Source organism: Collinsella aerofaciens (assembly GCF_020709435.1).
GTDB classification, from domain to species: Bacteria; Actinomycetota; Coriobacteriia; order Coriobacteriales; family Coriobacteriaceae; genus Collinsella; species Collinsella aerofaciens_AU.
This window is the reverse complement of the sequence record NZ_JAJFDP010000022.1, coordinates 1-13,189: the sequence shown is the minus strand read 5'-3', so window position 1 is coordinate 13,189 and position 13,189 is coordinate 1. Positions and strand designations below refer to the sequence as shown.

Genomic DNA, 13,189 nt, shown 5'->3' with positions numbered 1-13,189 from the left:
TTATGCCTCCTGTGCGGCCTCGTTGCCCAGCTTCTGCAGTAGCGCAACCTCGGCAGCGGGATCTTCGGACTTAAATACGGCGGAGCCGGCCACCAGAACATCGGCACCGGCCTTAACGACCTCGGCGATGTTTTTGGAAGAGATGCCGCCGTCGACCTCGATCATGGGCGACACGCCGTGGCGCTCACACATGGCCTTGAGCTCGTGCAGTTTGGCGATGGTGCCGGGGATAAAGCTCTGGCCGCCAAAGCCGGGGTTCACGCTCATGAGCAGCACCATGTCAACAATGTCGATGATGCTATCGAGCACGCAGACGGGCGTGGCGGGGTTGAGCACCACACCGGCCTTGACGCCGCGCTGCTGCAGATGCGTGAGCGTGCGGTGCAGGTGCGTGGAGGCCTCGTAGTGCACGGTGATCATGTCGGCACCGGCGTCGGCGTACCAATGGACCGTCTCGTCGGGGTTCGACACCATCAGGTGCGCGTCGACCGGCACATCGGTGGAGCGCTTGACGGCCTTAAGGATGTCAACGCCAAAGGTGAGGTTGCCGGTAAAGTGACCGTCCATAACGTCGAAGTGCACAAAGTCGGCGCCGGCGATTTTGTCGAGCTCGCCCTTGAGGTTGGCCATGTCGGCCGAAAGGACGGACGGAGCGATTTTGATGGAACCCATGGTAGAAGCCTTTCTGCGCTAGTCGGTGAGTCCGTAGAACTCTTGAGAAGGGACGCGTTCGGTAAGAATCTCGAGCGCCCTATCCAAAGTAACACCGTTGTAGAGCGTTTGCTCCACGGCAAAGGTGAGCGGAATGTCTACGCCCAGTGAACGGGCAAGTTCGCTGACGCTGCGGGCCGCGACGGCGCCCTCGACCACCATATGCGTGCGCTCCTGATACTCGTCGAGCGACACGCCGTGGGCAAACTCGTAGCCAAAGGTGCGGTTGCGTGAATGCTCCGAGGTGCAGGTGGCAATGAGGTCGCCCATGCCGGCAAGTCCCATACAGGTCATAGCTTGACCGCCGCGGGCGTGCACCAGACGGCTGATCTCGGCCAGACCGCGCGTCATGATAAGGGCAAGCGTGTTGTCGCCTGCGCCCGAGCCGGCGGAGATGCCGCACACGATGGCGATGACATTTTTCATGGCGCCGCAAACCTCGACACCGGTCATGTCTTGCGAGAGGTAGATGCGGAAGGCCGTGGACAGGAGCAGGTCCTTAAAGGTCTCCCCTATCTGCGGATTTTTGCTGGCGATGACGGCGGCAGAAAGTCCGCCGCGGCAGATTTCCTCAGCATGGTTGGGGCCCGAAAGCGCCGCGACACGTGCTTCGTTGCCGATCTCGCTGGCGATGACCTCGCTCATGAGCAGGCCGGACTCGGGCTCAATGCCCTTGGTGAGGCAGAGCACCGGGGTATCGGCGGCGATAAAGGGCGCGGCCTGGTGGCACACGCTGCGAAGGTGCGTCGAAGGAACGGCAAAGATGATGGCCTCGGCGCCGTCGAGTGCCTGCATCAGCTCCGTCGTGGCGAAGACGTTGCAGGGCAGCACGTAGTCCACCAGATAGCGGGGGTTGCGATGCTCACCGTTAATGCCGGCGGCCGTCTGCTCGCTATGGGCCCACATGGTCACGCGCTCGGCTCGCGCAGCGGCAAGGCCGGCGACGGCGGTTCCCCAGGAGCCGGAGCCAATCAGCGCAACATTCATGACTCTCTCCTACTTATCGCCGGGCTCGGTGACGCGCTTGGTAAACGAGAGCTTGGACTCCTTACCGGTCATGAGCTTTTTGATGTTCGCGCGATGGGCCCACACCACGGTGATGCCGATTAGCGCCATGCAAAACTTGAGGCCCAGGCTGCTGTACGGAAAGACTGCGCAGGCAGCGATGGGAAGTCCGATGGCAGCGGCGAGCGAGCCCACCGACACAAACTTGGTGATGGCGACGGCCACGATAAACATGCCCAGCAGCGACAGGCCAATGGGCCAGTACCAGGCGAGGATGACGCCCAGGCCCACGGCGATACCCTTACCGCCGTGGAAGTTAAGGTAGGGCGAGAAGATGTGTCCCCACACGGCCGCCAGGCAAATGACGCCGAGCATCCAGTCGCCGGCAGCACCGGGAGCCATAATGCTCGGCGGAAAACCATAGCCCAGATCGGCGATAAGCGGACGGGCGATGACAACGCAGATGGCGCCCTTCAGGCAGTCGAGCAGCAGCGTGAGCGCCGCGACCTTGGGGCCGGCTACGCGCAGGGCGTTGGTGGTGCCGATGTTACCGGAGCCCGCCTTGCGGATGTCCGTGTGGTTGAACACGCGGCCCAAGATCAGGCCAAACGGAATCGCTCCGATAAAGAACGAGACCACGGCGCAGATGGCGGTCAGCAGAATTGGATTATGCATCCTTTTGCTCCTTCTTCCTAAAGAAGAGTCGAATGGGTGTGCCGGCAAAGTCGAAGGTCGAGCGCATGCGGTTCTCGATGTAGCGCTGATAGGTGTCGTTGACCAGATCGCTGTGGTTGACGAAGAACGTGAACGTCGGCGGGTTGACGCCCGTCTGGGTCACGTAGTGCATGCGCAGGCGGCGCTTGCCGTCCACCACGGTATGACCGAACTCGCGCAGGTCGGTGAGGAACGTGTTGAGGCGCGAGGTGCTGATCTTTTGCGAGCGCGTCTTTTCGGCGGCGTCTACCATTGCCCAGATCTTCTCGACGCTGCGGCCGGTCAGGGCAGAGATGCGCAGGTACTGGGCCCAGGGAGCCATGACGCCCAGACGGCGGTCGATGGTCTCCATGCAGGCCTCGCGCTTGCGGTCGTCGTCGAGCAGGTCCCACTTGTTGAGCAGCACCACGATGGCGCATCCGCGCTCGATGGCAAGACCCATGACCTTCTGGTCCTGCTCGGTAACGCCCACGGAGGCGTCGACGACGAGCAGCGCCACGTCGGCGCGGTCGATGGCGCGCAGGCCGCGAACCATGGAGTAGTACTCGATGTTCTCGTACACGGTGCTCTTCTTGCGAATGCCCGCGGTGTCGACCATGCGGTAGTGCTTGCCGTTGCGCTCGACGACCGTGTCGATGGCGTCGCGCGTGGTGCCGGCAATGTTGGACACGATGGAGCGGTCGGCGCCCAGGATGCGGTTGAACAGCGAAGACTTACCGGCGTTGGGGCGGCCGATGATGGCGACGTTCAGCGCGTCGGGGAACTCATCGGCGACCTCGTCCTCTTCCTCCGGAAGCAGGGCCACGATATCGTCGAGCAGGTCGCCCGTGCCATGACCATGCAGGGCCGAGAGCGGCGTGGGCTCACCGATGCCGAGCGAATAGAACTCCCAGATGCTGTCGTTCTCGCGATCGGGGTTGTCGAGCTTGTTCACCAGCAGAAAGACCGGCTTGTCGCAGCGCTTGAGCATGCGGGCGACCGACTCGTCCTCCTCGGTGACGCCGGTGCGGCCGTCGACCACAAACAGGATGACGGCGGCTTCCTCGGCGGCGGCGAGGGCCTGGTCGCGAATGGACGTGGCAAAGACGTCATCGCTCTTGAGCGGTTCGATGCCGCCCGTGTCGACGATGGTGAACTCGCGGCCGTTCCAATCGGCCGTGTGGTACGAGCGGTCGCGCGTGACGCCGCGGGACTCGTGGACGATGGCGTCCGAGGTCTGGGCCAGGCGGTTAACGAGCGTGGACTTGCCCACGTTGGGGCGTCCGACGACGGCGACGATAGGTTTCATCTGCACTCCTTTAATGGGTAGGGTCAGTGGAAATGTTAGAGTCCGCGGGCACAATGCCAAGGATGTGCTCCAGGGTATCGAGCAGCTCATGCGGCATGGTCGACACCACATGAACCTCGGCGCCGCGACTGGTAAGGCTTGCGAGTAAATCGTCACGATGATACTCGTCAAGCGTCATGCCGTCAGCGTTGAACATGAGCTTAGGCACAAAGAGCATAACCCCCGAGAGGTCCTGCGGCAGCTGCTCCAGAATGTCACACGCGACGATGAGGCCGGTCACGTCCACGTTGCCGCCAAAGTAGCGGTTCTTGATGGCCGTGACAGTGCCGGCGAGTCCCTGTGACGACTCCACAAAGCGCGCCACGGTGTCGCGCGCGCTGGCGCCGGAAAGGCACAGGAGGCGCTGGCCGCGCCCGGCAATTGCCTCGCGAACGCGGGCCAGGCGCTCGGCGTCGGCGGCAAGCACGTCGTCGGTCTCGTCCAGATACGAGCGGATCATGCCGATGCCGTCGTAGTACTGCGGGTAGCCGTCGTAGAAGTCCGCCTCGGGAGGATCGATGCCGGCGTCCAGATAGAATTCATCGCTCATCTGGAAGGTGTGGCGGCCAAAGCGCTCGTAGGCTCGATCCTGGAAGGGACGGATCATGGCAATGGTCTCGCGCGCGAGCTCAGGTTTGTCGCTGTATGACCAGGTAAAGCGATTCTGGTGCTTGGTAAAGCCCAGCGGTACGATGCCCAGGCTCGTGATCTGCTCGTGCTCCTCGCAAAAGCGTAGGGTCTTTTGCAGCTCCTCACCGTCGTTCATGCCGGGACACAGCACGATCTGCGCGTGGATCTCGATGCCGGCGGCCATGATGGCCTCGAGCACGTCCATGCCGCGCTGGGCGTTACGGCCCATCATGCGGCGACGGACGTCGGGGCTCACGGCGTGGACCGACACATTCATGGGGCTCATGTTGCGTTCGATGACGTTTTGCACGTCGTCGTCGGTGAGGTTGGTCAGCGTGACAAAGTTGCCCTGCAAAAAGCTCAGGCGGTAGTCGTCATCGCGGATATAGAGCGTGGAGCGGCCGCCCTTGGGCAGCATCGTCATAAAGCAGAACACGCAGGCGTTTACGCAGGTACGCATGCCGTCAAAGATGGGGCCATCGAACTCAAGGCCCCAGTCCTCTCCCGGGAAGCGGTCGAGCTCGACGGAGGTGACGGTGTTGTCGCGCGGATCGAAAACCTCCAGGTCGACGGTATCATCGTCGGCCTCCCAGAGCCACACGATCATGTCGGTGAGTGTCTCACCGTTGACCGTGAGCACGCGCATTCCCGGCTCGATACCCACATCCCACGCGGGCGATTCGGGACGAACGCTCTTTACGAGCGCGCCCTCACCCGGCTCGGGGTCGCGGCTGCGCCCGTAATCGGCCACCTCGGCGGCGTATGCGGGTACGGTCTGGTCCATGATTAGCGGCAAAGCTCCTTGATGCGCGCGACGGCGCGTTCGATGTGTTCTTGCGGTGTGGAAGCGCCGGCGGTGATACCGATGTGGCGCGCGCCGGCAAACCATGCGGCCTCGAGCTCGCTTGCCTCCTCGATATGATGCGTGTGCTCGCAGGCGTCTGCGCAGATCTGCGCCAGGCGGCGGGTGTTGCCGGAGTTTTTGCCGCCCACGACGACCATGCAGTCGCAGCGGTTGGCAAGTGCGGCGGCGGCCTGCTGGCGCTCGCTCGTGGCGGCGCAGATGGTGTTGATCACGCGCAGTTCCTGCACACGCGGGGTGATGGCAGCTACGACGTCGGCGAGGTTCTGTGCGGTCTGGGTAGTCTGTACAACGAGGCCCACCTTGCCCTTGAGCGGCAGCGCGTCCGCATCGGCGGCACAGCTTACGACCTGCGCATCATCGCCGGCGTGGCCCAGGATGCCCTCGACTTCGGGGTGGCCCGGCTCGCCCACGACCACCACGTGATAGCCCTCTCGTACCAGGCGTTCCGCCGCCATGTGGACCTTTTTCACGTAGGGGCAGGTGGCGTCGACCACGGTAAGACCGCGATCGTGAGCCGCCTCGATCACCTGCGGCACCACGCCGTGGGCGCGGATGATTACGGTGCCCGATGCCGCGTCGTTCAGGGTCTCGGCCAAGCCAATGCCGGCCTCGGCGAGCTCGCGCACGACGATGGGGTTATGGATGAGCGGGCCCAGGGTGTGGACCTGAGCGCTCTCCCCTGCCTGCGGCGCGGCGGCCAGCGCCATGTCGAGCGCGCGCTGCACGCCGTAGCAGGTGCCGGCATGGGCTGCGATCTCGATGGTGGGCGCGCCGCCCTGGTCGGACGCGGTCGCGGTGGTGCCCATAACGTTCTCGTCCATGGCTAGAACCTGCCCGGATGCTCGGCGCACAGCTCGTCTCGCATGGCGTAGACGCGGTTCATGGCCTCGGACTCAAACCAGGCCAGACGCTCCGTGCGCTTAAGCCCGGCTGGCGCGTCGGAAAGCGAGATGGCCTTGCCGGCGCGGATCCAGCACTTCTTGGGGCGCATGATCTTTTTGCCCGCAGGCGTGATGTCGGACCAGCCACAGATGGCGAGCGGGTTCACGGGTGCCTTGCCCATCTGGGCGATGAGCGCAAAGCCGCCGTGGACCTCGGGTTTGATCTCGCGCGAGCGGATGCGCGTGCCCTCGGGGAAGATCAGGACGTCCTCGCCGCGCTGCAGCGCATGCTGGGCGGCACGCAGGCACTTCATATCGGCAGTACCACGCTCCACGGGGATGCCACCAACGCGGCTAAAGGCCCAGCGTACGATCTTGCTCTTGGCAAACTCGGACTTAAAAATGGGGCGAATGCGGCGGCCGCCAAAGAACAGCGCCGTCTCTACAGCCAAAAGCTCGGCCATCGAGGTGTGGTTGCAGATGACCACGCTGCCGCGGCCTTCCTGGCGCTCAAACAGCAGATCGGCGTCCTCTACCTTCCAGCGCCACATGAGCTTGGAGAAGGCCCAAAGGATTGCCATGACCACGAAGACGGTGCCGCGGATGAGCACGGGGAACTCGGCATAAGGGGCGTTGTAGTAATCCTCGGGCGTCTGCTTAAACAGGCGCATGGGCTACCTCCTTTGGTTGATGAGGTCCTCGATAATGTGGACGACCTCGTCTATGGTGTGTGCGGTGGAGTCGACGTGCACGGCGTCCTCGGCGGGCACGAGCGGCGCCACCTCGCGGCTGCTGTCGAGCTTGTCGCGCTGCTTGAGGGCATCGAGGGTCTCGTCGACTTCGGCCTCGAGCTGCTCGCTGGTGAGCGGCTGGGCGTCGTTTTGGTGGCGCTGCAGCACGCGGCGACGGGCGCGCTCGCGCGGGTCGGCGGTCAGGAACACCTTGACCTGCGCGTTGGGGAACACGACGGTTCCGATGTCGCGACCCTCGGCCACGATGTCGCGATCCTCGGCGGCGCGGCGCTGATGGACGAGCATGGCCGCGCGCACGCCCGGGTAGGCCGAGACCTTGGACACGTTGGCGTCGACCTGCGGGGTGCGGATGGCAGCCGAGGCGTCCTGGCCATCAATGGTCAGACGTGTGTCCTCGCCGGTGCCGTTGGTAAAGCGGATTTCGATCTGCTCGGCGAGGGCGTCGATGGCAGCCTCGTCGTCCAGGTCGATGCCGCGGTCGAGCGCGGCGAAGGTGACGGCGCGATACATGGCGCCCGTATCGAGCTTGTTAAAGCCCAGCTGGCGGGCGATCTCCTTGGCGATGGTGGACTTGCCGGAACCGGCGGGGCCGTCGATGGCGACGATCATGCAATGCTTCCTTTCGGTGGTTGACGTGCTGGTATGGGACGCGGGCGCTGCGGCTTGGCGGGCTGCCTAGCCGGTGTAGCGCTCGCGGTAGGTGTTGCGCTTGGGCGCGGAGCCGTGGCTGCCGTGGTGACGCGTGCGTGCCGCGGGCGTGCCCTGGGGCTTGCCGCTGTCGCGCTTGGAGCTGGCCTGCTTAGGCGGGATGCCGCCGGCCTTGAGGATTTGCACCTCGCGGTCGGTGAGCTCGCGCCACGAGCCCTTGGCCACATCCTTGAGCTCCAGGCCGGCAAAGTTGCTGCGATGCAGGCGTATCACCGGGTGGTGGATCTTGCCCAGCATGCGCTTGACCTGGTTCTTGCGGCCTTCGCGGATGATGACCTCCACGGCGGTGGTACCGGGCTTCACACCCTGCGGGGCCACGGCTTCAGCCTCGCGCGCGTTAATGATTCGGCAGATCGCCGGCTGGCATAGGCCGTCGTCGAGCTCGATGCCACGGCGGAGCGGTTCCAAGTCGCGATCGGTCAGCTGCCCGTCCACGAGTGCCTGGTAGGTCTTATAGACATGCTTGCTGGGGTGCAGCAAGTCCTGTGACAGGTCGCCGTCGGTGGTAAAGAGCAAAAGGCCTGTGGTGTCGCGGTCCAGGCGACCCACCGGGAAAAGTCCCGGAAAGCGGTCGCGCGGGACCAGGTCGGCCACACAAGGGCGCTCCTGCGGGTCGCTCATGGTGGTGAGGTAGCCGGTCGGCTTGTAGAGCATCAGGTATACGGCGCCCTGGTCGAGCTTGACGGGCATGCCGTCGACCTCAATGTGATCGTGGTCGACATCGACCTTGGTGCCCAGCTCGGTCGCGACCTGGCCGTTGACGGTCACGCGGCCAGCGGTCATCAGGTCCTCTGAGCCGCGACGGCTCGCCACGCCCGCGCGTGCCAAAAAGCGCTGCAGGCGCATGGTGTGCGGGTAGACGGACACCGCGTCGCCTACGGGCGCTGCGGTGTCCGTGGCGCTTGCGACGCGCGTCTCCCCTGCTTCGTTAGTCCTCGTCATGTATATCCTCCGAGGTAGCACCTGTGAGCAGAAGCTCCTCTTCATCGGTGTCCTCAACATCGGTATCGATCAGTTCGCGCTCTTCGTCCAGATCTTCGGCCTGTTCCTCGAGCGTAGACTGAATGCTGCGGCCGCTCAGGCGCTCGCGGATAAACTGGCGCGACTGCTCGTCGGGGGCAAACTGCTCCAGATCGGGCAGGTCGCGGGTGGAGCGCAGACCGAACTTTTCCAAGAAGGCGTTGGTCGTGCCGTAAATGATGGCCTGACCGCGCTGGGGGTCACGGCCGAGCTCGCGCACCAGACCCTTGTCCACGAGCGACGCGATGACGCCGTCTGAGTTGACGCCGCGGATGCCCTTGACCACCTCGCGCGTTACGGGCTGGTGGTATGCGATGACGGCCAGGGTTTCGAGCGCCGCCTGGGACAGCTTTTGCGTGTCCCAGCTCAACACATAGGCCTCGACCACGTCGTGGTAGGCGGGGTGCGTGAACAGGCGCCAGCCGCCGGCGACCTCGCGCAGCTGAAAGCCGCGGTTGGCCTCCTCGTACTCAACCTTGAGCTCGGCGAGCAGCGACGCGCACTCGCCGGGGGCGATATCCAGTGCGCCGGCCAGCGCGGGCGCACTCACTGGGTCGCTTGACACCAGCAGCAGCGCCTCGAGGGCGCCTTTGAGGCTGTTTGCCTCCAGCGTGGAAAGGGTTGACATGGTTGCGGCTCCTATTCGGTGAGCTCGGGGCCCTCGCCGGGCACATAGGCCTCGGCGCCTTCGACGCGGTTGATACGGATGGTTCCAAAGATCTCGTCCTGGCTCAGCGTGAGCGAGCCGCGCTTGACGAGCTCAAGCATAGCTAGGAAGGTGACGACGAGCTGCTCGGTGGTGGCATCGCCGTCCAGTAGCTCGCGGAAGGTGCAGGTTTGGTGCGCCATGGTAAAGCGGTCGACTGAGGCCACCGTCAGGTCGAGCGGAACGCGATGGGGTGCCACGTGCTCGGCCTCCAGCAAGAAGGTCTGTCGCTTCCCGTCCAGGTCGGCGCAGATGACGGCGAGACCGCGCAGCGTGATGCCGGCAAGGTAGTCGGGCATAAGGCCTAGGAACTCGGGGTCGGGGCCGGCCACACGCGGGTGCATGCGGCTTTCGGCCTGCATGCGGGCACCGAGGGCTGCAGCCGCGCCTTTAAACTGCTTGTAGGCAATCAGGCGCTGGATCAGGACCTCGCGCAGGGCGTCGCCGTCAAGCGTGCTGAGCTCCTCAAGGTCTTCGTCGAACTCGTCATCGTCGTCATCGACTTTGCGCGGGGCCTCCTGCGGCACCAGAGAGGCAGCCTTGATGTCCAAAAGGGTTGCCGCGACCAGCAAAAAGTCGCTCGCCACGTCCAGGTCCAGCGCCTCGATGCGCTCGGCCTCGGCAAGGTACTGCTCGGCCACGTCGCTGATGGAGATGGCGCCGATATCTACTTTTTGGCGGGTTACCAGCTGCAGCAGCAGGTCGAACGGTCCGCTGTAGACCTGCGTCGACACGCGATACGACATCTTCGACCTCCTTTGACGGCGCCTTCGCGGCGCGGTTTGGGTGCATGTTGCGACCGTTTTGCACGGTCGACCTGTTAGTTTACCTTAGATACCGGCGATTGCGAAGTTAAGCAGCTGCTCAGCAAGTGGATACACGGTAACGTCGAAATAGCGGCCGATCACATCGATGCCGGTCCACATGGGCAACAGGTACAGAACCAGGATGAGGATGGGCATGGCGTATTGCTGCAGGCGGTAGTAGTTGGCGAGCGCCTTGCCCTTGAGGAACGGCACGATAATCGATGAGCCGTCGAGCGGCGGGATCGGGATGAGGTTAAAGAACGCGAGCGACAAGTTGACCACGATAAACGTGGCGCCGAAGTTCATAATTTGCGACGCCAGGGCAAATGACATGCTGGTGTAGAGGTTGCCATAGGTCAGGCGCATGAGGGCGGCAGCAAGACACGCGAGTGCGATGTTCGATGCGGGGCCGGCTACGCTCACCAGGACCTCGTCGCGCTTGGGGTGCTTGAGGTTGTTGAGGTAGACGGGCACGGGCTTGGCGAAGGCAAACACCGGGCCACCGGCTGCGAGCATGAGCAGCGGCAGGATGATGGTGCCAAACGGGTCGATATGGTTGAGCGGGTTGAGCGAGACGCGTCCGCGCGAACGGGCCGTCTTATCGCCGAGTGCCCAGGCCGCGGCTGCGTGCGCGCTCTCGTGGATAACGATGCCCACGATGACGGCAATCGCGCTGGCGAGCAGGTTCATGAGGTAGCTGCTGGACATGGTGCTCCCCTAGCGGACGCGGCGCGAGGTGCGCGTGAGCAGGTAGTCGGCCACAAACAGAATGACGGCGACGATGGCATAATCCAGGCGGAACACGCCGCCAAAGGGCGAGGTGATAACGCCGTAGCCTGCAATGGCGCTCGGCAGTGCGCGCGAAAGCTCAACGACAAAGCCCACGATCTGCAGCTTGGCGGTGAGGCCGCTAAAACACAGCAGCACGGTCATCGCGCTCATAAAGATGCCGCAGATGCGACAGGCGGTGGCGATGATGCTCATCGCCACGGCGGTGGCCTTACGAGAGTTCACGCGCGGTCTCCTCTTCGATCTGGGTGGAAAGCTCCAGCCATTCATCCTCGAGCTTGGGCAGCTCTTGCTTAAGGCCGTTATATTCCCCCAGCGCGGCGTTGAACTTGTCCTGATCGGCATAAAGCTCTTCGCTCGCCATCAATTCCATAAGCTCGTCATAGCGGGCGCGCTTTTTGTCGAGCTCGGCCTCGATCTTCTTGAGCTGGTTGCGCACGCCCTTGAGCTTTTTGTTGAGCGCGGCGCGGGCCTGGGCCTCGGCGCGCTTTTGCTCCTTGGTCTTTTTGCCCTCGGCGGGCTTGGAGGCGGTGGCGGGGGTGTCGGGCTGGGCCGCGGTGACCTTAGCGGACTTGGTCGCGGCCGGTGCGCTCTCCCCTGCCGCATCGGCCGCGGCGCGGGCTGCGAGGTCCTCGCGCTTGTAGAGGTAGTAGTCGTAGTCGCCATCGTAGACCGTGACCTTGCCGTCGCGGATGTCGATGATGCGGTTGGCCACAGCGCGTACCAGGTGCTCGTCGTGGCTGATCAGCACGATGGTGCCGGGGAAGTTTTGCAGGGCGTTCTCGAGCATGTCTACCGAGTCGATGTCCAGGTGGTTGGTGGGCTCGTCCAGGCACAGGAGCGCCTCGGGGGCCACGAGCATCTTGGCAAGCGCCAGACGCGCCTTTTCGCCGCCGGAGAGGACACGGACCTGCTTCTCGATGGAGTCGTTGTCGCTAAATAGGAAGGCGCCCAGCAGGCTGCGCTGCTGCGGCACGGTCCACTTGGGCGTGACGGTGTCGATCTCTTGCAGGACGGTGTTGGACTCGGTCATGCCCTCGAGCGCGTGCTGGGCGTAGTAGGCCACACCCACGTTGGTGCCCAGGTCGCGGGTGCCGGTGGTGGGCGGTTCCAGGCCGGCGAGGATCTTCATGAGGGTGGACTTGCCGGCGCCGTTGGGGCCGACGAGCGCCACATGCTCGCCGCGGTAGAGCTTGAGGTCGATGTCACTGTAGATGTGCTTGTCGCCGTATGACTTGGAGACGCCCTCGAGGCCCACGACCATATCGCCCGAGCGCGGCGGGTCGGGGAACTTAAAGTCGATATGCTTGTGGCCCTCGGGCAGGATGACGAGCTCCTTTTTGATCTGCTCGATTTTGCGAATGCGCTCCTGGGCCTGGGTTGCCTTGGTGGGCTTGTAGCGGAACTTATCGACGAAGACCTGCATGTGGGCGATGTCGCGCTCCTGGGCGGCGCGCTTGGCGCGCATCTGCTCCAGGTTGTCCTCGCGCTGCTTGAGGTAGCTGCTGTAGTTGCCGGTGTAGGTGGTTACGCGACGGTTTTCGAGTGCGGCGACGTGGTCGACGCAGGCGTCCATGAAGGCGCGGTCGTGGCTGACGATGAGCACGGCGCCGTCGTAGTTGGCGATAAAGCCGCGCAGCCACTGGACGCTTTCGAGGTCCAGGTGGTTGGTGGGCTCGTCGAGCAGCAGCAGGTCGGGGTGGCGCAGGAAGAGCTTAGCAAGTGCGATGCGCATCTGCCAGCCGCCCGAGAACTCGGAGCACGGGCGCTCAAAGTCGGCGACCTTAAAGCCCAGGCCGGACAGGATCTTGCGAGCGTTGCTCTCGAGCTCGTAGCCGCCCAGGTGCTCAAAGCGGTCCTGGACCTGGCCGTACTCGTTGAGGAGCGCGTTGACGTCCTTCCCCTGTTCGGAGAGCTCGGTGATCTGGGCCTGCAGCTCGTTGGCGCGCTCGCCCATGCGGCGGATTTCCTTGGCGGCGGCCATGACCTCGGCAAGGATGGTGGTGTCCTTTTGCTCCAGATTAGTTTCCTGCTCTAGGTAGCCTACCTGGCAGTCCTTGGCGTACTGGACCTGGCCGGCGTCTGGGCTGTCGATGCCCATGATGATCTTGAGCATGGTGGTTTTGCCGGCGCCGTTGGGTCCCACGAGCGCAAAGCGCTCGCCGGGGTTGATCTGGAAGGACGCGCCGCTAAAGAGGACGCGTGCGCCGAAGCTTTTTTCGATCTTGTCGACCAGGAGGATCATGGTGCCGCCTTTGACCTTGTGTGCCAATAT

General features: G+C 63.9%; 14 protein-coding genes. All 14 read right to left on the bottom strand.

All coding sequences use genetic code 11. The annotated features are described in order from the left end of the window. Complete coding sequence (gene rpe, locus LK493_RS09325) at nt 1-672, bottom strand: ribulose-phosphate 3-epimerase (RefSeq protein WP_227790827.1); 672 nt, start codon at nt 670-672, stop codon at nt 1-3. 18 nt (nt 673-690) lie between these two features. Beyond that, nucleotides 691-1,698, bottom strand: coding sequence for an NAD(P)H-dependent glycerol-3-phosphate dehydrogenase (locus tag LK493_RS09320; protein WP_227790826.1), 1,008 nt, complete (start codon nt 1,696-1,698; stop codon nt 691-693). A 9-nt stretch (nt 1,699-1,707) separates the two neighbouring features. Next, nucleotides 1,708-2,391, bottom strand: coding sequence for a glycerol-3-phosphate 1-O-acyltransferase PlsY (gene plsY / locus LK493_RS09315; protein WP_227790825.1), 684 nt, complete (start codon nt 2,389-2,391; stop codon nt 1,708-1,710). Further along, complete coding sequence (gene der, locus LK493_RS09310) at nt 2,384-3,718, bottom strand: ribosome biogenesis GTPase Der (RefSeq protein WP_035138458.1); 1,335 nt, start codon at nt 3,716-3,718, stop codon at nt 2,384-2,386. The genes plsY and der overlap by 8 nt, the downstream gene beginning before the upstream one ends. Nucleotides 3,719-3,728: 10 nt before the next feature. Further along, nucleotides 3,729-5,171 carry a DUF512 domain-containing protein gene (locus LK493_RS09305; protein WP_227790824.1) on the bottom strand — a complete coding sequence of 481 codons (1,443 nt, stop codon included), beginning with the start codon at nt 5,169-5,171 and terminating at the stop codon, nt 3,729-3,731. A 2-nt stretch (nt 5,172-5,173) separates the two neighbouring features. Continuing rightward, complete coding sequence (locus LK493_RS09300) at nt 5,174-6,073, bottom strand: 4-hydroxy-3-methylbut-2-enyl diphosphate reductase (protein WP_138340990.1); 900 nt, start codon at nt 6,071-6,073, stop codon at nt 5,174-5,176. Between the two features lie 2 nt (nt 6,074-6,075). Further along, on the bottom strand, nt 6,076-6,804 hold the full coding sequence (locus LK493_RS09295) for a lysophospholipid acyltransferase family protein (protein WP_138340988.1): 729 nt from the start codon (nt 6,802-6,804) through the stop codon (nt 6,076-6,078). 3 nt (nt 6,805-6,807) lie between these two features. Then, entirely contained in the window at nt 6,808-7,494 is a 687-nt protein-coding gene (cmk, locus tag LK493_RS09290; protein ID WP_138340986.1) for a (d)CMP kinase, read from the bottom strand. 66 nt (nt 7,495-7,560) lie between these two features. Beyond that, on the bottom strand, nt 7,561-8,535 hold the full coding sequence (locus tag LK493_RS09285) for a pseudouridine synthase (protein ID WP_227790823.1): 975 nt from the start codon (nt 8,533-8,535) through the stop codon (nt 7,561-7,563). Next, entirely contained in the window at nt 8,522-9,241 is a 720-nt protein-coding gene (scpB, locus tag LK493_RS09280) for an SMC-Scp complex subunit ScpB (protein ID WP_227790822.1), read from the bottom strand. Before scpB ends, LK493_RS09285 begins: the two co-directional genes overlap by 14 nt. Before the next feature lie 11 nt (nt 9,242-9,252). After that, nucleotides 9,253-10,065, bottom strand: coding sequence for a segregation and condensation protein A (locus LK493_RS09275; RefSeq protein WP_227790821.1), 813 nt, complete (start codon nt 10,063-10,065; stop codon nt 9,253-9,255). An 84-nt stretch (nt 10,066-10,149) separates the two neighbouring features. Further along, nucleotides 10,150-10,833, bottom strand: coding sequence for a site-2 protease family protein (locus LK493_RS09270; RefSeq protein ID WP_195503900.1), 684 nt, complete (start codon nt 10,831-10,833; stop codon nt 10,150-10,152). Between the two features lie 9 nt (nt 10,834-10,842). After that, entirely contained in the window at nt 10,843-11,139 is a 297-nt protein-coding gene (locus LK493_RS09265; RefSeq protein WP_055287415.1) for a hypothetical protein, read from the bottom strand. Beyond that, nucleotides 11,126-13,159: an ABC-F family ATP-binding cassette domain-containing protein gene (locus LK493_RS09260; RefSeq protein ID WP_227790839.1), complete on the bottom strand. Its 2,034-nt coding sequence runs from the start codon at nt 13,157-13,159 to the stop codon at nt 11,126-11,128. Before LK493_RS09260 ends, LK493_RS09265 begins: the two co-directional genes overlap by 14 nt. Nucleotides 13,160-13,189 lie beyond the last annotated feature (30 nt).

What these genes read in the sequence shown, in the direction of transcription:
- rpe (WP_227790827.1), bottom strand. Translation starts at nt 672, where the DNA reads ATGGGTTCCATCAAAATCGCTCCGTCCGTCCTTTCGGCCGACATGGCC.
- LK493_RS09320 (WP_227790826.1), bottom strand. Translation starts at nt 1,698, where the DNA reads ATGAATGTTGCGCTGATTGGCTCCGGCTCCTGGGGAACCGCCGTCGCC.
- plsY (WP_227790825.1), bottom strand. Translation starts at nt 2,391, where the DNA reads ATGCATAATCCAATTCTGCTGACCGCCATCTGCGCCGTGGTCTCGTTC.
- der (WP_035138458.1), bottom strand. Translation starts at nt 3,718, where the DNA reads ATGAAACCTATCGTCGCCGTCGTCGGACGCCCCAACGTGGGCAAGTCC.
- LK493_RS09305 (WP_227790824.1), bottom strand. Translation starts at nt 5,171, where the DNA reads ATGGACCAGACCGTACCCGCATACGCCGCCGAGGTGGCCGATTACGGG.
- LK493_RS09300 (WP_138340990.1), bottom strand. Translation starts at nt 6,073, where the DNA reads ATGGACGAGAACGTTATGGGCACCACCGCGACCGCGTCCGACCAGGGC.
- LK493_RS09295 (WP_138340988.1), bottom strand. Translation starts at nt 6,804, where the DNA reads ATGCGCCTGTTTAAGCAGACGCCCGAGGATTACTACAACGCCCCTTAT.
- cmk (WP_138340986.1), bottom strand. Translation starts at nt 7,494, where the DNA reads ATGATCGTCGCCATCGACGGCCCCGCCGGTTCCGGCAAGTCCACCATC.
- LK493_RS09285 (WP_227790823.1), bottom strand. Translation starts at nt 8,535, where the DNA reads ATGACGAGGACTAACGAAGCAGGGGAGACGCGCGTCGCAAGCGCCACG.
- scpB (WP_227790822.1), bottom strand. Translation starts at nt 9,241, where the DNA reads ATGTCAACCCTTTCCACGCTGGAGGCAAACAGCCTCAAAGGCGCCCTC.
- LK493_RS09275 (WP_227790821.1), bottom strand. Translation starts at nt 10,065, where the DNA reads ATGTCGTATCGCGTGTCGACGCAGGTCTACAGCGGACCGTTCGACCTG.
- LK493_RS09270 (WP_195503900.1), bottom strand. Translation starts at nt 10,833, where the DNA reads ATGTCCAGCAGCTACCTCATGAACCTGCTCGCCAGCGCGATTGCCGTC.
- LK493_RS09260 (WP_227790839.1), bottom strand. Translation starts at nt 13,159, where the DNA reads ATGATCCTCCTGGTCGACAAGATCGAAAAAAGCTTCGGCGCACGCGTC.